16 protein-coding genes and 1 other RNA gene are annotated in these 21,676 nt (G+C 47.6%); 10 read left to right on the forward strand and 7 right to left on the reverse strand.

All coding sequences use genetic code 11. The features are described from left to right. The 4 genes from PHW04_10925 to PHW04_10940 all read right to left on the reverse strand — a co-directional run. A partial coding sequence (locus PHW04_10925) for a tetratricopeptide repeat protein (protein ID MDD2716390.1) occupies positions 1–1,699 on the reverse strand: 1,699 nt, incomplete at its 3' end. Then, positions 1,700–3,820: a DNA translocase FtsK gene (locus tag PHW04_10930; GenBank protein ID MDD2716391.1), complete on the reverse strand. Its 2,121-nt coding sequence runs from the start codon at positions 3,818–3,820 to the stop codon at positions 1,700–1,702. Further along, positions 3,820–4,275, reverse strand: coding sequence for a dUTP diphosphatase (dut, locus tag PHW04_10935; protein MDD2716392.1), 456 nt, complete (start codon positions 4,273–4,275; stop codon positions 3,820–3,822). The genes PHW04_10930 and dut overlap by 1 nt, the downstream gene beginning before the upstream one ends. A 347-nt stretch (positions 4,276–4,622) precedes the next feature. Continuing rightward, on the reverse strand, positions 4,623–6,272 hold the full coding sequence (locus PHW04_10940; protein MDD2716393.1) for a tetratricopeptide repeat protein: 1,650 nt from the start codon (positions 6,270–6,272) through the stop codon (positions 4,623–4,625). A 189-nt stretch (positions 6,273–6,461) separates the two neighbouring features. Here PHW04_10940 and PHW04_10945 point away from each other — a divergent pair, with 189 nt between their 5' ends. The 4 genes from PHW04_10945 (at position 6,462) to PHW04_10960 (ending at position 10,930) form a co-directional block, all read left to right on the forward strand. Beyond that, a complete protein-coding gene (locus tag PHW04_10945; GenBank protein ID MDD2716394.1) occupies positions 6,462–7,370 on the forward strand; it encodes a hypothetical protein in 909 nt (302 codons plus the stop codon). A 24-nt stretch (positions 7,371–7,394) separates the two neighbouring features. Then, on the forward strand, positions 7,395–9,035 hold the full coding sequence (locus PHW04_10950; protein MDD2716395.1) for an ABC transporter substrate-binding protein: 1,641 nt from the start codon (positions 7,395–7,397) through the stop codon (positions 9,033–9,035). Continuing rightward, positions 9,035–9,949: an SUMF1/EgtB/PvdO family nonheme iron enzyme gene (locus tag PHW04_10955; GenBank protein MDD2716396.1), complete on the forward strand. Its 915-nt coding sequence runs from the start codon at positions 9,035–9,037 to the stop codon at positions 9,947–9,949. The genes PHW04_10950 and PHW04_10955 overlap by 1 nt, the downstream gene beginning before the upstream one ends. A gap of 102 nt (positions 9,950–10,051) precedes the next feature. Continuing rightward, positions 10,052–10,930, forward strand: coding sequence for a hypothetical protein (locus PHW04_10960; GenBank protein MDD2716397.1), 879 nt, complete (start codon positions 10,052–10,054; stop codon positions 10,928–10,930). A 97-nt stretch (positions 10,931–11,027) separates the two neighbouring features. Here the strand turns inward: PHW04_10960 and PHW04_10965 are convergent, their stop codons facing one another. Both PHW04_10965 and PHW04_10970 read right to left on the reverse strand, forming a co-directional pair. Continuing rightward, positions 11,028–11,870, reverse strand: a complete 843-nt coding sequence (locus PHW04_10965) for a thioredoxin family protein (GenBank protein ID MDD2716398.1) — start codon at positions 11,868–11,870, stop codon at positions 11,028–11,030. A gap of 173 nt (positions 11,871–12,043) precedes the next feature. Beyond that, entirely contained in the window at positions 12,044–12,874 is an 831-nt protein-coding gene (locus PHW04_10970) for a thioredoxin family protein (protein ID MDD2716399.1), read from the reverse strand. A gap of 117 nt (positions 12,875–12,991) precedes the next feature. Between PHW04_10970 and PHW04_10975 the strand changes: the two genes are divergently transcribed. From PHW04_10975 to PHW04_10995, 5 genes are all read left to right on the forward strand, one after another. Then, on the forward strand, positions 12,992–14,842 hold the full coding sequence (locus PHW04_10975) for a M23 family metallopeptidase (protein MDD2716400.1): 1,851 nt from the start codon (positions 12,992–12,994) through the stop codon (positions 14,840–14,842). Next, on the forward strand, positions 14,839–17,178 hold the full coding sequence (locus PHW04_10980; GenBank protein ID MDD2716401.1) for a radical SAM protein: 2,340 nt from the start codon (positions 14,839–14,841) through the stop codon (positions 17,176–17,178). Before PHW04_10975 ends, PHW04_10980 begins: the two co-directional genes overlap by 4 nt. Before the next feature lie 104 nt (positions 17,179–17,282). Continuing rightward, positions 17,283–18,638 (forward strand): glycosyltransferase family 39 protein, encoded by a 1,356-nt coding sequence (locus PHW04_10985; GenBank protein ID MDD2716402.1) that lies wholly within the window; start codon positions 17,283–17,285, stop codon positions 18,636–18,638. A 24-nt stretch (positions 18,639–18,662) separates the two neighbouring features. Next, a complete protein-coding gene (locus PHW04_10990; protein MDD2716403.1) occupies positions 18,663–19,733 on the forward strand; it encodes a Nif3-like dinuclear metal center hexameric protein in 1,071 nt (356 codons plus the stop codon). A gap of 1 nt (position 19,734) precedes the next feature. After that, positions 19,735–20,448, forward strand: coding sequence for a C4-type zinc ribbon domain-containing protein (locus PHW04_10995; protein MDD2716404.1), 714 nt, complete (start codon positions 19,735–19,737; stop codon positions 20,446–20,448). A gap of 133 nt (positions 20,449–20,581) precedes the next feature. Here the strand turns inward: PHW04_10995 and PHW04_11000 are convergent, their stop codons facing one another. Beyond that, positions 20,582–21,142, reverse strand: a complete 561-nt coding sequence (locus tag PHW04_11000; protein ID MDD2716405.1) for a hypothetical protein — start codon at positions 21,140–21,142, stop codon at positions 20,582–20,584. 118 nt (positions 21,143–21,260) lie between these two features. On the opposite strand from PHW04_11000, the gene rnpB reads away from it, so the two are divergent. After that, positions 21,261–21,641, forward strand: an RNA gene (gene rnpB, locus PHW04_11005) — RNase P RNA component class A. The last annotated feature ends 35 nt before the right edge of the window (positions 21,642–21,676 follow it).

Here is a 21,676-nt window from a genome sequence, read left to right on the forward strand (position 1 = left end):
GCAGATAGACATCATAAAGTTTTGGGAAAACTGGGTATCTGGGATTCTGCTCAAGCAGCTTCTCATAGTGTTTTCTTGCATTGTCCGCATCCTCATTTTTCAGATAAAGGTCGGCCAGATTCTCATACACCGCCGAATTCTGCGGATCAATCTGCAGGAACTTTTTCAAGTTGTCAATGGCATCCAGCAGATCCCCCTGGGTTTTTGCGGAACGGGCAAGCCCCAGATAGCCTGACGGGGATTCAGGATAAACCGTGATCGCCCTGTGGAAGCTGGCGGCCGCTGCAGACAGGCCTTTTTCCCTGTCAGCATCCAGATACATGCTCTGGTAGCCGTGGAAAAGCAGTGAAAACAGCGAGGCTGGATTGGTCTTGGCTCTCTTTGACAGATCGGCCAGGATCCTTACTCGCTTCTCGGACATCTGCTCTCTGGACAGCAGCTCGAAAAACCTGGGATAGGCAGCTTCATAATCAGGAAAATGCTCTAGTGAATTCAGAAGATTTTTAACAGCTTCATCGAAATCACCGAGTTTAAGGCAGAGAATTGATGTATCTTCAAGTACTTCAGGGCAGAATTTATAATCCAGCGCTGATTTTAGACTGTGGAGCGCTTTGCCGTACATGAAATTGAAATCATAGATTTTAGAAAGCTTTAAAAGCATCCTGTGATTCAGGTAATTCAGTTCCAGTGCTTTTTCGTAAGCTTCGAGGGCTTTGTGATACAGGCATTTATCCCAGTAAAGGTCACCCAGGAAAGCGGAATATTCGCCATGTCCTTCGGACAGTTTAATCGCAATGATCATCTGCTTGATGGCTTCCGAACCTGATTCTTCGGTCTTGATCAGGGAATAAACGCGGGCCAGTTCGTAATAACCGGGGTAATACGTAGGGACCAGCTTTACCGCTTTCTTGGCAATGTTCAAGGCTTCCTGAAGCGTATTTTTACCAATTTCATACTCTTTCATCAGGACCTTGATCAGGGAAAAATGAGGATACTGCTTGTCCGGGCTGATCTGGATCGCCTTTTTCAGATATTTCTCGGCTTCCTGCATGGAGGAAACCATGATCTCCTTGTCGGCTTCAGGAGTAAAATAGTAAAAACTGAGCCCCAGGGAATAGTTGGACATGAAATTGTCAGGTTCTTTGGACAGGGAATTCTTGAATTTTTCGATAATCTGCTTATATACTTCGTGCCTCTGGCTGTATTCCCTGTATAGTTGTCCGTATTCGCACAGCATCCTGTCCGCGATTTCCGGGTTGTCAGGCACTGTGGTCAGTATACGTTTGTAATATTCGATTGAGAGGTCGTGGCGTTTCATTCTGCTGTAACAATCGGCGATCCCAGTCAGAGCCTGGAGATTACGTTCATCCATGGTCTGCGCTTTCCGGTATTCGGAAAGAGCAGTCTCGAAAATATTTTTAGAGAAATATTTCTCGGCCTGGGACAGGAAGATCTGGGCTTTCTCTCGTTTTTCATTCAGAAGGTAATTTTCCGATTCCTGACGGAGATTGGACAACTCCCGCTCGAGGTTTGCTGATTCGATGTTCTTGAGGTATTCGGTGGAAGCCTTGCCGATCAGGGAAAACACGCAATCCGTGCGGCTCAGATCATAGAAGCTGCATTTTTCATGGAGGCAGCCCTTGGGGATGTTTCCCTCTTTGTCATTCATAGCCATGAACGGGCATTGAAAAAGTTCCATTTATGCTTCCTCCCTTTTTTTAACAAAGTTGTCCAGATCAGATTTGTCTATCAGAATATCGCGAGGTTTGCTTCCATTCTGGGCGCTGACTATGCCCATTTCCTCCATGATGTCCATCAAACGGCCAGCCCTGGCGTGCCCCACACTGAGCTTCCGCTGCAGCATCGAAACTGAGGCGAGCTTATTCTCCACTACCAGGCAGATGGCTTCATCCAGAAATTCGTCTTTTCCGTTGTATTCCGGGTTGAACGCTCCTTCACCTTTTTTCTCTTCCAGGCTGCGTTCCTGTGTGACATCAGAGACATAATCCGGATAGCCGGTTTTCCTCAGATAATCGGTGATTTTTTTCACTTCATTTTCGCTGATGAATGCTCCCTGAACACGGATCGGCTTGCTGCTGCCGATCGGCATGAACAGCATGTCGCCCTTGCCCAGCAGTTTTTCCGCACCCTTGGAATCGATGATGGTGCGCGAGTCAATCTGGCTGGTGACTGAAAATGCTATTCTGGACGGCAGGTTGGCCTTGATCAGGCCTGTGACTACATCTACTGACGGTCGCTGGGTGGCCACGACCAGATGCATCCCGACAGCCCTGGCTTTTTGTGCAATCCGGCAGACTGACTGCTCGACTGCGTCTTTGGCGATCATCATCAGGTCTGCGAGTTCATCAATCACGATCACTATATAGGGCAGTTTTTCCAGCTCGATTTCCTCGTCATGGGCTTTTTTCTCTTCAAGGTAATTATTGTAAGACTCGATGTTTCTGAACTGCAGCGAGGATAAAAGTCTGTATCTGCGTTCCATTTCGTCCACAGCCCATTTAAGGGCAAAAGCTGCGTCCCTGGCGTCTGTGATCACAGGTGTCATCAGATGGGGTATGTCATGGTAAATATTCAATTCCACCATTTTAGGGTCTATCAAGATTAATTTCACATCCCTGGGGCTTGCCTTGTAGATCACGCTGCAGATGATTGTATTGATGCATACGCTCTTCCCTGAGCCGGTGGCTCCGGCGATCAGGGCGTGAGGCAGCTGCTTGAGGTCCCAGACCACGATGTTGTCGCCCAGACCTTTGCCGAATCCTAAAGTCAGGGGGGAGTCCTGCTTCTGGAACTCATTGCTCTCAATAATTTCACGAAGACCGACACTCTCGCGGATCTCGTTCGGCACTTCGATTCCGATCGCTGATTTTCCAGGAATCGGGGCTTCGATGCGGATGTATGAAGAAGCCAGGGTCAGGCTGATGTCGTTGGCCAGACTCACGATCCTGGCCACTTTTACTCCGGGGGCAGGTTGAAGTTCGTAGCGTGTAACCGCGGGACCCTGAGTGGTATTCAGAATGCTTGCCACAATGTTGAACTGTTTGAGACTGTCAATCAGCAGGCAGCCCTTCTTGCGGATATTCTCTGAATTTTCGAGATTGATCTTTTTTTTCTGAGTAAGCAGTTCAAGCGGCGGGGGCATGTAAACAGGCTGTGATTCATTGCCGGCAGCAGGCAGAATTTCATCCAATGGAGTGATTTCTGAATTTTCTGTTTCAGGTTCTTCAAATATTTCCTCGCCTGTCTCCTCTTCCAGGTGCGCATCGGCAACTATAGGCAGCAAGGCTTCAAAGGTTTTTTCCGCATCGTATTTTCTGTCTGTAAACTTAAAAAATTGTTTCCAGAAATTCAGTACTTTCAGCTGTATTTCTGAAAAAAGGACTTCGAAAACCAGGAGCAGAGAACTGATCATCAGAGTGGCGATCACGATCAGTTTGCCGTAATGGCCAAAAAGCCTGGTAAATCCCTGATCCAGGTAATATCCGATCAGCCCGCCGGATTTCCAGTGTTCCGTGAGTGAAAGCAGAGATATCAGGAGCAGTGCGAATCCAAGTACTTTAAGATAAGGTTCATGGATTTTTTCCTTGCGGTAAATGCAGAATCCCATGTTCCATAAAAGGAAAGAGCAGAAGACAATGCCTGAACTTCCTGTCAGAGTATAAATCCGGTTGATCAGCTGATAGAAAAAACCGTCACCTTCAAGGAAAAAAGTGGTCAGGATCAGGACCGCGGAACCGATCAGCAGAAGTCCCAGGATTTCAAACTTGAGAAAATCAAAAAGCTCTTCGTTTTTCTTCATCAGGATTTGTGCGGCTGTTCGCCGGTATGTCCGAATCCACCGCTGCCTCTTTCAGTCATGTCAAGGGTATCGACCTGTTCCCATTCAATTCTTTCCACCCTGTTTATCACCATCTGAGCGATGCGGGCTCCGCGCTTGATTTCAAAAGTCCGGCTGCCGAAATTGATCAGAATCACTCCAATTACACCTCTGTAATCAGAATCAATTGTCCCGGGGGTGTTCAGAATGGTCACCTGGTTTTTTAAAGCCAGCCCGGAACGTGGTCTGATCTGAGCTTCGTACCCTATAGGGAGTGAGATTCTTAACCCTGTTGATATCAGCATGGTTTGACCAGGTTCAAGGTACTCGATATCCGGTACACAGGCGTAAAGATCCATCCCGGCAGAACCAGTTGTCATATATTGAGGAAGAGGAAGGTCCCGGGCTTCCTCAGTCTTTTCCACTAATACTTTCAGCATTGTGGAATTATATCATAGAGCAGTATAAATTTCATATTTTTTCCTGACATTATCTTGATGTCCTCCTGTTTTTCTTAGAACCCATTTCATAAGTCTGCGTCAGCCGCGTTCGGAGCTCCGAAGTTCAAAAGCTAGGCGCGGTGAGGAAGGGAATGTGGTGCATTTCCGACGAACCGCAACGACGCTTTTGAATTTTGCAGCCCGAACCCGGTGGGTTGCCAGCACAGGCTACGCATTTCTTCGTTATCCGGTCTTGATGATGCGCCGCATCACCTTCGACCGGATGGCCTCGAAATGCTTGCATGTGCAAGGCAACGCGGTGACGCAGACTTATGAAATGGGTTCTAGTGCCCGGGGGGAGGGCCATGACCAGAGCCATGTGGCGGGGTCTGGTCGTCAGAACTGTTGTCTGTGCTGTTCTTGGTTTTAGTCGGCTTTCCTGAATACTTTTCCCAATCCGCCTGGGCTTCCTCTGTCCTGCCCTGCTTTTCGTAGCAAAGTGCGCGCACACAGTATAGATAAGGAAATCCCGGGTCAAGTTCTGCGACTCTGCTGAAATCCTCAATCGCCAATTCGTTCTTCCCTATGTTGAAATAAGCATTACCCCGCTGGTAATATGCCGAAGCCTCTTCAGGATCCAGCTCAATCACTCTGGAAAAATCATCCGCCGCCTGGGAATATTTCCCCATTTTGTGATAGGAAATACCCCTTTTGAGAAGGATTTCAAGGGAATCCGGAGCAAGCGCCAGTGCACTGTCAAGACAACTGACTGCCTCTGTATATTGAAGCTGCTTGAAGTGATCGGCTGCTTTCCTGATCCAGGCTTCCGGCTGATCCGGATCCAGCCTGACTTCCTGGGAATAATCCAGGATTGCTGACTGGAACTTTTTCAACGCATCAAATGCCAAGCCTCTTCTGAAATATGCTTCTGCATAATCCGGATCGATCTGGACAGCTTTGGTAAAATCTTCGATCGCGCCGTGATAGTTGCTCTGCTGAAATCTTGACATTCCCCGTACAAAATAAGCAAATTCATAGTTGTGATTGAAGCGGATAAATCTGTTAAAATCCGACTCTGCTGATTGAAAATCCCCGTCTTCAGATTCGGCCAGGCCCCGCAGCAGGTAACACTTGAAATCTCCCTGATTGAAATTGAGAACTGTGGAATAATCGGCAATGGCAGCTTGATAATTTTTATCGTCATAAAAAGAGAGAGCGCGGTTGAAATAGGCTCTGGTCTCACTGCTGTCCAGTGTGATGGCAGCAGAATAATCGTTGATGGCAGCCTGATATGATCGAATTTCGGCCAGCGCATTCCCCCGATTCAGATAGGCAGGCAGAAAATCCAGCTGCAGGTCAATGCTTCTCGAAAAATCGTCGATTGCTTTCTTTGGCTCGTGAAGCTTCTCATACGCAATCCCTCGGTTGAAGTAAACCACAGGGAAGTCCGGGAAAATTTCCGAAGCCCTGGAATATTTTTCCAGAGCAGCCTGATAATCACCTTCCAGTGAATATGCAAGGCCGAGATAGAACTGAATCCTGGCTGAACCGGCATCGATTGACTGCGCTTTTTCCAGAACTTCCCTTGCTTTCGGGTACTTCCGCAGGAAAATGAGAGTCTTGCCCTGCTGGATATACACCTCTGAAGTATATGGATAATATCGCTCAGCCCAGTAAAATTCCTTGAGGGCTTCAGAATATTTCCCCCTGTCAAATAGTGAGTGTCCGCTCTTCAAGTAATGCTCTGCAGCTGTCGTGTCGAGGGTCACGCTTATGCACCCGCTGTCTTCATTCTGAATGCTGACTGAGTTGATAATTTCCGAAGTGGCATCAGGCATTCTGGTCATCCTCGTAACCAGGTCGATGACTTCAATGGAAGGCGCATTCACCATCTCCATTTCCCATCTGCGGATTTCAATCAGTTCTTCCTTGTTTTGCGCGAAAGATAGATGGCAGAGGTTCAATGTGACCAGGACGAGAAATAATTTACGCACAGGTCCGCCTCTTTGAAGATACAAACAGTCTATCAATTCCCGGCGCTGACTCCAAGTATAATTTTAGCACTGGTCGTATTCAAAATCAGTTGAACCTGTCTTCGAATCCGAATATAATTAAGATAGATCTAGATTTCAAAATTTGCCTTGCTGCCTGCATAAATGATTAAAAAAGGCTTAGGAGGTTCCGTGAGATTCTTTGCAATTCTTGCTGTACTGACTGTCTTTTCAGCACAACTGCATGCGGTGACACGAGCAGATTCCTTCATTTTTCTGCTTTCCACCAGGGGATCCAATCTGAGTGTTGTATCCATGATCAACCCACTGGGCGGGGATCCTGCGATCATGGCTTCCAGAGAAGCAGTTGTCGAATCTTTCGCTGTTTCCAAAAGCCAGGCAATCGTGTTCAGCGAATGGCTGAACCCGGGAACTCCGGACGCCAAACTGCTGCTCAAGGTCAGGCCTGATGCTCCACCGCTCAATGCCGACAAATTCAACCTCTCATTCTATCCCGACATATCTTCTGACGGCAGAATTATTTTCCTTGGATCAGGCTCATCTGGAGAGGGTTATTATACCTGCTCCACAGACGGTTCTTCCCTCACGCGCATCGCAGACCACGGCCAGATCATGAAAGCCGGCGGAGCAAGATTCTCTCCGGACGGGACACGACTTGTCTATCCCATCAGCCACGTAGTATTACCCAACTGCTCAGATATCGGCATTATGGATTCTGACGGAACCAACCAGTCCAGACTCACTAAAAACACTACGGCCAACTGTACCTATAAATTTCCTACATTCAGCCCTGACGGCAAGGTAATCTTCGCGTTGGAAAACCTTGTCAGCAACGAGGTCGGACTTTTCTCCATCGATCCTAGCGGGGCCGAGGGACAGACTGAAATTGTTTTCTGGAAAGACCCGGAAAAAAAGATCGCTGATATCGCAGTCTCCCCGGATGGCAAATGCATAGCCGTAATCCACGGTGGCGCTACACAGGGAGAGAATGTCACTCTGCTTGATGTCAATGGTGCGATCATCAGGCTGATCACGACAAAAGGGCTTACTCACCGCGGCATCTGCTGGAAGAGTAAATAGACTTGAATAGTTTATAATTCCAGAATGATTCAGATTAAAGCTGCTGCCCTTTTTATCTGCCTGACTCTGCTCTGTTCAGGCTGCAGCAAACCAATCCAGACAACCGGTTTTCCTGTTTCAGTTGTGAAAACCGAAAATCAGGATCTTTCTCCTGACTATGGAGATACGATTGTGATTGCCCTCGACACTGTCTCGGTAGTTCTGGATCCTTTTTCAAACCATGATCCTGCATCAGGAGTGGTGACTGACCAGATTTTCTGCGGATTGCTGAGCAAGGGGCCTGACCGCAGATTCAATTGCGACCTGGCTGAGACCTTCGAGATTGCAGATAGATCACTGACTTTCCGGCTGAAACACGATGTAAAATGGCATGACCTTGAGAATTTCACTTCTGCCGACGTCTTATTCACCTATGGACAGGTCATGGAAATGCAGGGCACTGAACTGTATGACCATTTCAGCCGTATCAGCACCCTTGAGACCCCTGATATGTATACAGTGATCGCCAGATACCGGGAGCCATGGCCATGGGCATTGAACGACTGGACTGTCAAAATCCTGGCCAGGCATGTTTTCGAATCCAAAAAAGATACTGTAGGCTACAGTCAGCTGCTGATGGGAACAGGTCCTTACAAATTACAGGAATTCAGTTCCGGCGAAAAAATCACACTCACCGCTTTTGATCAGTTCCACGGAAGCATTCCATATCTTGGATCCCAGATTTTCAGATTCATTCCTGATCACTCCGGCAGTGCCGCCTTCCTCGCCCTGATGAGGCATGAAATCGACATGACTGAATTGACCCTGGATCAATATCTCAACAGGACGCCATCCGACGAATTCATGTCCAGATACAATGTTTACCACTACACCGATTTTAAAGGGTATTATTGTATATTATACAATCTGGACAGACCCTTTTTCCAGGATCTCCGTCTTCGGAATGCCCTTAACACCGCCCTCGACCGCAAGAGAATCGCTTTCAGGATTTTCTATGAATCTGGCAGACTGGTCAATGGTCCATTCATACCTGGAGACTGGGCTGAGAACATAACTGGGGAAGTTCAGCGCTATTCAACCAGCGAAGCCAGTCTGCTGCTTAATGAGTCCGGCTGGATTACAGAAGCAGGGGGCCGGAAAAAGGATGGACAGACTCTTTCGATTGAGCTCTGCCTGGATCCGCAAGACGAATTCATGCCAAAAATAGCCGCTCAGGTTAAATCAGACTGGGAATCAGTGGAAGTGGCAGTGAGGATCAATTCCGCTGAGAAAAACATCCAAAAACTTGTCAGCAGGGATTTCGACGCTGCTCTGGTATACTTTAAATACAGTGATGAGCCTGACCTGCAATCCCGTTACTGGACGACAGACTCCATCCCTGCCTCTGGAAATACCGGCGAGAATTACTCTGGTTTCAGGAACACAGAGGTTGACAGGCTCTGGGTTTTGGCCCGTAACACTTCATCCATGCAGGAGCGGGAAATGATTTTTCACAGAATCCAGGAATTGATCGTCAATCAGACGCCTGCCACTTTTCTCTTCTCCCCTGATAAAATCCTGGCTGTAGACAGAAGATTTTTCGGAATCAGGATTACACCGGGCGGCATACTTTATAATCTCGACAAATGGTATGTGCCGAAAAAATTCCAGAAATATATTCAATGATGAAAAAAAGAATTCTTTTAATCCTGTTCGTCGCGATGCTCCTTTTTTTTTCAATTCAAGTCTTTAAGATTGTGAAGCAGCCAGCTGCAATCAGAGTCAGAATTTCTGACAGCGGAACTATGGATTTCATTCTGGTCAGGGCTGGAGAATTCCAGATGGGTTCCCCCAAAGGCGAGGGCAGGGACGATGAGCATCCGCAGCATAAAGTCATCATTACCAGGCCTTATTACCTTGGAAAATATGAAGTCACTCAGCAGCAGTGGCTCTCAGTGATGGATGAAAATCCCAGCGGCTTTGCTTCACCTGAACGCCCGGTTGAACGGATCACCTGGGCAGAAACTTACGAATTTGCATCCAGGCTAGACAAACTCGGTCGGGGAAATTTCGAAATTCCGACTGAGGCGGAATGGGAATATGCCTGCAGGGCCGGTTCTCATACTCAATTCTTTTGGGGGGATTCCAGCGCTGAAATCGCCTCATTCTGCAATTTCGCTGATCTCAATGCAGGCCAGAGTTCTATTTTCCACAGGTTCGACTTCCACTGGGCTGACCTGACAAAGGACGACGGCTTTGAAACAACAGCTCCAGTCGGAAAATACAGGCCCAATCCCTGGGGCTTTTATGACATACTCGGCAATGTCTTTGAATGGTGCTCGGACTGGTATGCCCCTGGCCTGCCTTATTCAAGCGAAACCCGCCTTGATCCCACCGGTCCGGACACAGGTGAAAAGCACGTAGTCAGGGGTGGATCATGGGGAGATGACTGGACCAACTGCAGACCGGCTTCCAGAGCCACCAACTGGTCGGACCGCTGGTGGGTGCTCGGTGTCAGGATGAAATACTACCCTCCTCAAGGCTGGAACTGGCTGAAACTGATTCTGACCGGGAATGTTTCAATTACTTTTACTGACTGATAAATTAGATTCTAACGATATTTGTCAACCGAAAATCAAGATTTCTGCTTGACTTTTCAGGCATCATCCAGTACAATTATTTAAAATAATCTGGAGATCTGAATGAGCAAAATTATCATCATTTTTATGATTTTCATGATCGCTGCAGCAAATCTTTCGGCTCAGGAAGGATACATCTATTTCAACCGCTATGACCAGAACCGGAACATGGAGATCTGGAGGATCAGACCTGACGGCAGTTCGCTCGAACAGATCACCAATCAGCCGGGTATTGAATGCTCTCCCTGCACCTCACCGGATGGAACAATCCTTTATTACATCGCAGATTACAACAAAGAAACTGCCGTATATTCCCACGTGCTGGCAACCGGTGCTGTGACCAGGATTTCACCTGTTTATCAGGAAATTTACGATCTCAGCATTTCCAGGGACGGGGGGAAAATCCTGTTGAGCGGTCTTGACCCGAAACTGCCTGATAATGATTTTGATATCTATCTGATGAATTCCGATGGAAGCGGAGTCACCAGGCTGATCGCAAACCCTGGTCCTGATACATTTCCACGCCTCACTCCTGATGGGAATTCAGTAGTCTTCCAGTCCGAGCGGGGAGCCGGATATCAGATCTATCTCTATTCCATCCAGACAGGCAAGACCACCCGACTGACCAGCAAATCCCAATGCATGGCCTTTTCTCCCTGTCTGACCCCTGACGGGAAGAAAATCCTCTACGGACTTTATGACCGATCAGCAACCAGCGGCCTGTACCAGATGGACCTTAGCGGAGCCAATTCCAAACTGATCTATAAATATCCTGCCGGCGAACTCTGCCCGACTGTCTCACCTGACGGACGGCAGGCTGTAGTCTCGATTTTAAACGAAACCCACAGGAACCAACTGTTCGCAGTGAATCTGGACGGCAGCAGTTCCAGATGCTTCACAGCCCAGGATGCATCCTACATCTTCCCTTACTGGTCAAACTGATGTTCAATCAGGCAAATGATTAGATATAGTATACTTCCAATATTGTAAAAAAAAAGCTGGTGTACACCAGCTTTTTTTCTTCCCGGTCAATTCAATTTCACTTCTTTTTATTCAGAAGCTGCTTGATGTGAGCGATGTAATTTTCCGCTCCTCCTGATTTGTAGCCTGTTCTGGCTGTTTCTGTGCCATTCTTGTCTAGAAGAAGCACTGTGGGGAAACCCTGGACATTGTATTTCTTCAGGAGCGCTTCATTGGCAGCGGCCTGATCTTCAGGCAGCGGATTTTGTTTCGGGAAATCTACCAGTAGAAGGATCAGGTTGTCCTTGGCATAGTCAAGAAATACCTGCTGCGAGAAAACTTCCTTGTCCAGCTTCTGGCACCAGCCGCACCAGTCTGAACCGGAAAAGTCGGCCAGAATCGGCAGTTCGCGTTCGGCTGAAGCCTTCATTGCCTGATCCATATCAGTAAGCCAGGCGCCTTTTGGTTCGCCCCTGCTGGACAGAGTGAGGTTTTTCTTCAGGTAATCCACATAAGCTTGAGCTCCGCCTTCCCTGTAACCAGAAGTTAAGAGCACTACTTCCTGTGAATTAATCACTTTTACTGTGGGCAACCCTGATACACCATACTGGTTGGCAAGTTTCTGGTTCTGGGCTTTGAGTTCAGCAGACTGAGCAGTGTGTTTCGGAAAATCCACTGACATGCAGATGAATTTCTGATTGGCGAACTGGATAAATTCGGGTTGGGAAGTCACTTCCTTGTCCAGTTTCTGGCACCAGGAACACCAGTCGGAACCCTGGAAGACCATGAACACAGGCATTCTTTTCTCTGCAGACAGCTGCAGGACTTTCTGATAATCAGTCAGCCAGTCTATTTTGGCCGTATCTGCGGCGATTACAGTGGAAATGAAAAATGCCAACATGAACAGCAAGGATCTTTTCATCTTCCCTCCTTAAATGTTTTTAATTAATTGCTATTATATATCCACTATAAGTAAATTATACCTCTGATACATATCCAGAGCAAGGTGAAATTCTAATGGGCTGGGTAAAAATTCTTCAAACAAAAAGCTGGTGTTTGGCACCAGCTTTTATTAAAAACAATTACTTATTATTATTACTGGCCGAGTAACTGCTTGATATGTTCTATATACTTCTCAGGACCGCCTTCCTTGTAGCCTGTTCTGGCTTTCTCTGTGCCGGCTTTGTCCATCAGAATCACTGTAGGAAATCCGTCAACTTTGTATTTTTCCAGCAATGCCTGGTTGGCTGCAGTCTGATCTGCCGGCAGAGGATTGCTCTCCGGAAAATCAACCAGCAGGAGCACCAGATTGTTTTTGGCATAGTCGAGAAATACCTGCTGGGAGAAGACTTCCTTGTCCAGCTTCTTGCACCAGCAGCACCAGTCTGAACCTGCGAAGTCGGCCAGGATCGGAAGATTCTTCTCAGCAGAAAGCTTCTTGGCCTGCTCCATGTCCGTCAGCCAGGCTCCTCTGTTCGAACTGCTCAGATTGAGGCTTGCCTTCAGATAATCCACATATGCTTGAGCTCCACCTTCCCTGTAACCGGATGTCAGAAGCACTTTTTCCTTGGAATCGATCACTTTAACAGTGGGCAGCCCTGATACACCGTATTGTTTGGAGAGTTTTTGATTCTGGGCTTTGAGTTCTGGGGATTGAGCAGTGTGTTTCGGGAAATCCACTGACATGCAGATGAATTTTACACTGGCAAACTGGATAAATTCGGGCTGGGAAGTTACTTCCTTGTCCAGCTTCTGGCACCAGGAACACCAGTCTGATCCCTGGAAAACCAGGAAAGCAGGCAGGTTTTTCTCTGCCGACAATTGCAGGACTTTCTGATAGTCAGTGAGCCAGTCGATTTTGGCGGTATCGGCGAACACCGCTGAGATTAGAAACATCATCATCAGGATCAAGACTGTTTTTTTCATTGTTCCTCCTTGAGGTTTTAAACTGATAAAATAATTATACCCGATATTGTATTCCCTGACAAGGCGAAAATGACGAAGTATATGGCATGCGATCCCAGATCATGCTATAATCATGCCGTGCGGCTGCATCTGATGATTTATTTTATCTTTTGTGCTGTGTTGCGCATCTTTGCGGCTAATTCCGATTTTCAGATCCTGCCGGATTCGAAGGGCTTTGCCGCCACCTTCGGAGAATTCAGGGGTTCGCGGCTGCACGCAGGCATGGATTTCCGCTGTGAAGGTGAAGGAATCCCGGTGCGGGCAATGGATGACGGTTTACTGGTTCGCATGAAAGCTGAAAGATATGGATACGGCAAATCCCTGTATCTGAAGAATGATTCAGGCGAAATTTCACTGTTCGCACATCTTTCCATGTTCGAAAACAGGGTTTTGAAGCTGGAAGACAAGCTGCTGAATCTGAGAAAGAAAGAAGGCAGGCGTTACCCGGTCGATTGCCTGTTTGAATCAGGGACTGAACCTCAGGTCAGAAAAGGCCAGATCCTTGGATACACCGGACAGACAGGCTCCGGAACAGTTCACCTGCACTACGAAATCCGGAGGGATTGGGAAACTCCGATCAACTACATAGAACGGGTTCACGTAAAAGATACCCGTAAGCCTGTGATCGAAAGCCTTGAGATCGTGCCGGCAGCCCCTGGTTCGCTTGTTAATTCACTGCCTCTCCCCCTGGAAATCACTCTCCAGAACCTCAACGGAATATTCAGGAATCGGGAGAAAGTCAGCTTGAGCCCTGGTACATATTGCTTCCGGGTTAAGACTTATGATCAGATGAATCAGGCGGCAAACCATCTCGGAGTGTATCTCATAGATGCTGAACTGGACAGCGTTGAAATTTATTGCGCGAACTTCGATTATTTCAAATATTCGGAGAAAGAATATGGTCTGTTGTATGATCTTGCCAAAGCAGATTATGACAATTATTTTTACAATCTCCAGATCCCTGAAAATGTGATTCTGCCCGGCATTGTGCTCAAATCGGAAAAATCGCACACTATCGGAGACAGAGTTAAAGTCCTGAAAGTCACTGTGGCGGATTTCTGCGGCAACAGTTCCAGAGCTGAAATCAGTTTCTCCAGAAAACCAGTCCAGTCCGCCGAGGCAGATTTGAAACTGACTGTACTCGATGATTTTGTACTGCTGCCGCTCGGATACAGCCACAGTGAATTTCAGAAGACAGCGGGTACTGCAGCCGGATTTCAGATTTTCACTCCTCTGTGCGATCTGGAACTTTATTATCAGCCGGGAAATGATATCCCGGTCCAGCTCTGTCGGATCATCCGTTTCAATGGACTGGAAAAGCATCTTGTTTACCAGGACTTGAGCCTTGATCTGCCGGAAGATGCAATCTATCAGGATCATTATGAAGGAATTTCCGTTGTAGAAGCTCCGGAATTTCAGCTGAAACAGCAATCAGACTGCTATTTCTTCGAAAATGGTTCCAAATTGTTTAAAAGAACGGCCCGGGTTTCAATTATCCCCTGGAAAACAGAAAACCTTATTCCAGCTAAAATCTGTGCATTCGGATTCGATCGCGGGCATTGGAGCTATCTGGACAGTTCCTGGAACGGATCAGCCGTGGAATTCGATTCTGACTGTCTTAAAACCTGCGCCCTCTTCTATGACGACATCCCACCCCGTATCAGCCAGGATGGCGCGCAGTTCAGCATCACCGACACAGGCTGTGGAATTGATCCTGATTCCGTCAAAGTCTGGTTTGGAAGTGAAGAAGTCCCGGTTGATTTTGATCCTGAAACGAGGATTGTTTTCTTTCCTGCTGAAATCAGGTCATATTTTCCGAAATCCGGAGCAGTAAACCTGACCCTGGAAGCTTCGGACCGGGTAGGCAACAAAATGCGCAAGATCTCGGAGGTTTCGTCTTCAGGGCTGAAGATCGAGGGTGGCTCATGAACATAGTATCTTTTCAGACACACCTTCCTGCTGCCGCTCTGCTCTCAGGCGGAAAGCTCAGTGCCATAGTCGAGCAGCGGCTTGAGCACTTCGGGAATCTTGGCATCCCGGCCGCTTCGATTTTCCACCTGCTGGACCGTTCAGGAATTTCCCAGGATCAGGTGGATGGATTCGTACACGCCGGATTCGAACACGAACTGGCCGGAAAATACCTGCAACAGGTGATTTTCCGTTCCGGAGTTCCTCAGAACTACAAACCGCTTTCACAGGTGAACCCGGACTATGCCAGCTTCCTGTATCTCTCATCGATTTATGGCAATGGAATCTGCTTCTATTTTTCCACCCGTGCTCTCAGCGTTTTCGAATCAACCGGAGGCAGCCTGAGGCCTCTGGACCTGCAGCTTCAAACAGTCAGTGAAATTTCAGATGCCCTTTCGCTGCTTTACAATGAAGCCGGGGCATCCCCTGAAGAAATGCTCGAGATGTTTCCATATGGCGGAACGAGGTTTTATCATGAGTTGCGAGATCACTTCTATTTCAACCCGAACGGCAGGGTCAATCTTCAGAACTCTCCTGCAGATTTTTTCAAAACACGCATTTCTCCGGAAAACAGGCCTGACCTGCTTGTGGCTTTGAAAAAGGTCACTGAGGACATTTTTTTACATTACGTCAACTATGTTGCTTTTGTTACCGGATGCCGTGAAATGATGATCAGTGGAGATTTCAATTCCCTGCTGTCCTCTCACAAACTCCGTCGTTCCCTGCCTGTGAAACTGATTCTGGACGAACTCCCCGACACCTCCCCCTGCCTGGGAGGTACTCTGCACTTTCTGAAGATTTCCAGCAGACCGGCAGTGCACTCTGAGCTGGAAGACATCACGTCACTTGCAGAATCAGTTTTCACCCGGATCAGGGAGCAGAAAATTGATTATCTTTCGACTCTGTTTGCACACCCTCAGGATCCGATTCTGATCGCTTTTCAAGAAGCCTTCCAAAAATGCTCCCACCCTGAAATCACCTTCAAGATAGAAGATCTCACGATCAGCCCAAGTGGAGAAATTTCCTGGCTCACTTTTCTCTTCTTCATTTTCGGAAAAGACAGCACTGGCTATCCTTACATAGTCAACCACAAAGGAGTCATCTATCTGAAAAAGGAGCATGACTGGAAGATCAATTCCATCGAATTCACAGTTTTCAGGTCTGATCCGATCCTGACGATAGAATTCACCAATCACTGCAATTTCCGTTGTCTGATGTGCGACCAGTCTACCCGTACCAAAATGGCTGAAAGACCGATGGGATACCTCGAATCCGGTCTCTTCACCCGCATAGTCCGGGACCTGGAGGAATTTCCCGTCTCCACTGTCACTCCTTTCTGGCTGGGAGAATCCACCCTTCACGATAAATTTTCAGCCTTCCTGGACGAGGCTTTCGCGGGGAACAGAAGCAACCGGCTTTTCTCAAACCTGACGCTGAACACCAACGGGAGCCTGCTGGACCGGGAAAAGAGCGAAACGATACTTAGAGCAGCACAGCGTATAGATCAGAACCCTTCGACGATGCTCAGGCTGCACTTTTCCATTGACGCCGCCGGACCTCAGGTTTATGAACTGATTCATAAAAATCAATGCTATGAACGCACTGTGGAAAACATCCGCTATTTTCTGGATAGAAGACGGGAGCTGGGGCTTCAGTATCCTAAAGTGACCCTGGCTTTCATCGTGATGAGCGAGAACCGCAGAGAAGCAGCGGGATTTCTCGATTTCTGGAGGAGAATACTGACAGAGCTTGGATCTGATTTCATGATTGCCTATGACTGGCCCTCGTATAACAAGGACGCCATTTATTTCCGCAGGCTGGATTGTGACAATCAGCTTGCGGCTGAAAATCTCCATAAGGAAGTATTGATCGGGCTCGGTCTGATTCCGAAAACCGAGCAGAACAATTCCAGGCGGATCATAGTCACTGATTCCATTCTCAAAGAAAAACCTGTCACAGAGAGAAATTTCGTCAGAAGACCTTGCCCCGGGCTGTGGTTCACCCCGATTGTCAACTGGACCGGAGAAGTGACAGTCTGCTGCTTTGATGTCGGCATGGAGCTGAAAACCGGCGATCTTAGTCTGAATACTCTTTCCGAGATCTGGGACTCGCCCAAGCTGAATTTCTGGAGGCTCTGTCACATCAGAGGTGAATTTAACAAGATCCCGCGATGCGCCCAATGTGCTAACCTCAATGCTCCCACAATGAAAAACGCTGATTTCGTGCGCTACCTGTTAAAAAAAGGGCTCTACAGGGAAATTCAGCCTTTCCTGGAGCGGATGGGGGCAGGAGTCTGAAACTACTGATTTTCATTGCTTTTCTCGCGATCAGCCTGGCCGGAATCGCCACCAGGGACCCTACTTCGGATGAGACAGCCACTTATTTTACGAATTATAAGTATATGCAGGAGAATTTTGTGCATGGCATGCATCCCCCTGTGTATTATTTTCTGATCTCTGTCTACAGGCAACTCGGCGGCGGGAGCATGATAGCGCTGCGCCTTTCTTCGATCTTCTTCGGATTCCTGACGCTTGTAATCTTCGATCAAATCCTGCGGCGCACATCACTGGACCGGAAATGGCTGGCCCTGCTGGCTCTGAATCCGGGATTTCTCTTTTTCAGCCGCGAAGCCACCTACTATTCATTCCACATTTTGATAGCAGTCTTGCTTTTATATACATATCTGCATGCGCTTTCGAGCAGAAAAACTGCAGCCTTTACTGTAGTCTGCTTACTGGCTATTTATTCTTATTATTATCATTTATTTTTAATCGCAGCATTATTCATCGATGCCATGATCGTACGCCGGGTGAATTTCAAACGTCCGCTGATTCTGATCCTGCTCTTCTCTATTCCCCTCTTTTCAGTAATCCTTTCGAACCCATTTCTGCACGGGATTGCATCGGGCAAAAGCATCGGTCTTACTGCCACCAAGCCGGCCATCAATATCTTTGATCCAGAGTTGTCCTTTCAATATCTGCTTTACACTCCAGCCTATCTTTTCCTGATGGGAGAGCGCTATCTGTGGTTGAACTGGACACTGGCGCTTCCGTTCACAGTGCTGATTTACTTTCTGATGTTCAGAAAAGGTTCCGGCAGAAATCTGCTTCCCCTCTATCTGATTCCGTTCATCCTGCTGGCCGTTTTTTCTGAAATCACCAAAGCAAGAATTCAGCGCATCTCATTCTTTCCATATCATCTGCTGCCATACTTGCCTGTAATGCTGCTGACTCTGGCCCTGAATCTTAAGAACTCAAGGCTCGCTGCTCCGTTCCTGCTGTCAGCGCTTTTCATGTGCGGACTGCAGGATCTGGACCAGTTCTTCAACCCCTGGAAAATCTATCAGAATAAAGATGAGCTCAGACAGCTTGCAGGCATCGCTGCTTCCCGCTTTAATCAGTCTAAAGATCTCATTTTTGCGAACTACTCCTATGAATGGAATTTGATTACCTTTGCAGACCAGATCCGGATTGTCGCGCCTGATCTGCCTGTTGCATCCCTCGAAAGATATTCCGAGTCCGGGGATTCTTTGTTTGAGAGTAAAAATAGAATCCTTGAATTCGGTCTGACCTGGCTGGACAAATCTTCAATCCGTGTAAATACGGATGATTCAGGCGAGACCCTGAAGGACCTTCGTCTTACCGGACAGGCAGAGGAATTTTTAGCCAGGAATTACAATCTGAGTGAAAAAATTGTCCTGTACGGCGAAGAGGGCAGTAATTACTGCCTCAAAATCTGGGAAAGATTTGCTTTTTGACCGTTCTACCGATACAATTTTCTGATGATGAAACTTGGTTCAATCCTCTCCGAAATCGACAGGAAATATCCCTTTCTTCTCCAGGAAGAATGGGACAACAGCGGGCTGCAGATCGGTAATCCGATGGATCAGATCCGTGGAATCATGGTTGGACTCGATCTGACTGAAAAAATGATCGCCAAAGCGATTGAATCGAAATGCAATCTGATCATCACACATCATCCCTTGTTCTTCTCACCGGTTAAGTCCCTCAATTTCAGCAGACTGCAGGCAAAAAAAGTACGCGAACTGATCCTCCGCAGAATCAGCCTGATTTCCCTGCACACAAATCTGGATTCAGCAGCAGGTGGAATCAACGATTATCTTGCCGATCTGTTCGAGGGACACAGCACTCAGCTGCTCGCATCCAGAGAAAAAATCTTCAAGATTACTGTTTTCGTGCCTGAATCACATCTGGACGAAGTCAAGACGGCCCTCATAGCCGGAGGCGCTTCCGTGATCGGCAATTACGACTGCTGCTTTTTTGCAGCCCCAGGCACCGGCTCGTTTCGCGGCAATCCCTCAACCCGCCCTTTCATCGGTAAACCCGGAGCTATTGAGCAGGTTGATGAAGTACGTCTGGAAACCATCTGCAGAGAGCGGCATCTCAGAAAAAGTCTGAATAACATGCTGGCTGTGCATCCATATCAGGAGGTCGCATACGACTTCTTTGAAGTCCAGCCACCTTCTGCAACAGACGGGATCGGGAGAATCAGGCACCTGGATTCCCCTGTGAAGGCTTCCGCTATTTTAGGAATATTGAGAAAGAATGGATTTCAACCTCAGGCAGCCGGAGATCTGAAAAAAATCGTGCGGAAAATTGCGATCTGTTCCGGTTCATCAGGACGCGAGATAGTCTCAGCAACTGTCAACCGCAGACTGGATCTGCTCCTGACCGGCGAACTGCGCTATCATGACAGTCTGGAGTTGCAGGAATCAGGGATTCTGCCTGTCTCACTCGGTCATTTCGGGAGCGAAACATGCTTCTCCTCAATCTTGAAAGATTTTCTGCAAACATTTTTTAAAGGCCTGATTTCCGTTCCGGAGAATGAATAGCATGCTAAAAATTGGTCATCTTCTGATGTTGCAGGATTGTTTATACCGTGAAAAAAGTTTAACCGACCTTCGTACTGCCCTGGAAGACGCAGTAACTGAGTGCAAAAACCGCATCCAGACATCCAAAACCGAGCTGGGGACATTGCAGCATGAAGATGAGCTGTGCCGGAAAAAACTTGTTGCATCCAACCAGGAACTCAAGGAAATGGAATTCAGGATCAAGCACACTGAAGAGAAACTCAGGGAAGTGACTTCTGAACGACAGTTGAAAGCTTTGGAACAGGAAAAGGTCAATCTTGATCTGAAAAGGGATGAGGCTGAACTTGCCTCGATCGAACTGATGGATCAGTGCGACCAGCTTATGCCCCGTATCAAACGGCTGTCAGACCAGGTCCTTGTATTGGAACTGGAATTAAAGGGAAAACAGGAAAGCCTTGAACTTAGGCTTCCCGAAGTAGTGGAACAGCTGGCAGCACTTTCCTCTGAAAAACAGAAAGTTTCCACTGAAACCGATCCCAGCCTGCTTTCATTATTTACCCGGTTGCATGGGAAATACCTCAATGTGCTGGTGCCTGTCAAGAACTGCATCTGCACAGGCTGCAATATCAGCCTGGATCATCAAACTGTCAATCAGCTTTCTGAAAACATCCGCCTGATATCCTGTCCCAACTGCAAAAGAATTCTTTATCTGGAGGACATTCTTGCAAAGCGATAGGAAATTTGTCGCAATCATCATCGTCCCCATCCTGATCCTGGCAATCGCCTACTTTTTCTCGTCTCAACGCAAAGCCATTCAGATGGCTGAAAAACTGAAGGTTTACCAGGGCACGGAAAACTTTATGGATTATTTAGGTGTGATCGGAGACGATTACAGGCAGAAGATCAACGATAAAATTGTAGAAGCCCGCAGCTCCATCCATACCACCTTCACAGTGCTGATCCTTCCTGACCTTTATGGTTACGATGACAAAGAGCTTGTCAGTTTTTTCTTCAACCAGTATCAGAAACATAGCCAGGGTATGTTCCAGATTCTCTTTCTGCTGTTCCCCAAACAGGGCATTTACAGCATAGAACTGGACCGCCGCTTTGTTTACGCCATTGACGAGAAAGAAGTAGACCATGCCAATGATATGCTGGTCAATACATTCAGAAAATCCGAACTGGAATACGCTGAAAAGCTTAAAAACAAAGACAATATCAGTAACCTGGAAAGCACTTCCATCGGTACCGGGCTTCTGGAAGCCATCACTCAACTGCAGCGGGAAATTTCCAAATCTTATCCGGAGTTGGAAAGCCGGCTCGGTCAGATCGAAGGTGCCAGAAATTGGAAAAAATTCCGATTCTGGGTGCTTTACACGGTTTTTTTCCTCCTGATTTTCGGGCTCATCAATTACTGGTTCAAGAGTCATTGCCCCCGCTGCGGCAGCAAGATGATGATTACGCAGATGAAAAACAACGACTGGCTTGACTTCAAACTGGTGAAATGTTACAACTGCGGATATTTGAGAAGACGTAAGGAAAAAAAGATAGGCCGGGTGGGCAACCGCAACCTGTAACGGCCAAGCGCCGTAACAGATTGAGGAAAGTCCGGGCTTCACAAGAGCACAGCGCCGGTTAACTGCCGGGAGGGGAAACCCTACGGAAAGTGTCACAGAAAACTATACCGCCCAATACCCGCTTGCGGGTGTCGGGTAAGGGTGAAAAGGTGAGGTAAGAGCTCACCGGCGGTCCGGTGACGGACCGGACGGATAAACCCCGCTGGAAGCAAGACCTAATAGGGGGACGGGTTGCTCTGCCCGATGTCCCCGGGTTGGTCGCTTGAGGCCTTGGGAAACCATGGTCCCAGATAGATGGTTGCCATCCCCCGCAAGGAGGATACAGAACCCGGCTTACAGCCCGACCTGTCTAGTAACTGTTGAAAACCCGTTCCGTCCGGAATGGGT

This window comes from Candidatus Wallbacteria bacterium, from assembly GCA_028687545.1.
GTDB lineage: Bacteria > Muiribacteriota > JAQTZZ01 > JAQTZZ01 > JAQTZZ01 > JAQTZZ01.

Coding starts and splice junctions, on each gene's coding strand:
- PHW04_10995 (MDD2716404.1), top strand. CDS start 19,735: ATGCTAAAAATTGGTCATCTTCTGATGTTGCAGGATTGTTTATACCGT.
- PHW04_10970 (MDD2716399.1), bottom strand. CDS start 12,874: ATGAAAAAAACAGTCTTGATCCTGATGATGATGTTTCTAATCTCAGCG.
- PHW04_10950 (MDD2716395.1), top strand. CDS start 7,395: ATGATTCAGATTAAAGCTGCTGCCCTTTTTATCTGCCTGACTCTGCTC.
- PHW04_10980 (MDD2716401.1), top strand. CDS start 14,839: ATGAACATAGTATCTTTTCAGACACACCTTCCTGCTGCCGCTCTGCTC.
- PHW04_11000 (MDD2716405.1), bottom strand. CDS start 21,142: ATGACTCTTGAACCAGTAATTGATGAGCCCGAAAATCAGGAGGAAAAA.
- PHW04_10965 (MDD2716398.1), bottom strand. CDS start 11,870: ATGAAAAGATCCTTGCTGTTCATGTTGGCATTTTTCATTTCCACTGTA.
- PHW04_10960 (MDD2716397.1), top strand. CDS start 10,052: ATGAGCAAAATTATCATCATTTTTATGATTTTCATGATCGCTGCAGCA.
- PHW04_10930 (MDD2716391.1), bottom strand. CDS start 3,820: ATGAAGAAAAACGAAGAGCTTTTTGATTTTCTCAAGTTTGAAATCCTG.
- PHW04_10990 (MDD2716403.1), top strand. CDS start 18,663: ATGATGAAACTTGGTTCAATCCTCTCCGAAATCGACAGGAAATATCCC.
- PHW04_10985 (MDD2716402.1), top strand. CDS start 17,283: ATGCAGGAGAATTTTGTGCATGGCATGCATCCCCCTGTGTATTATTTT.
- PHW04_10955 (MDD2716396.1), top strand. CDS start 9,035: ATGAAAAAAAGAATTCTTTTAATCCTGTTCGTCGCGATGCTCCTTTTT.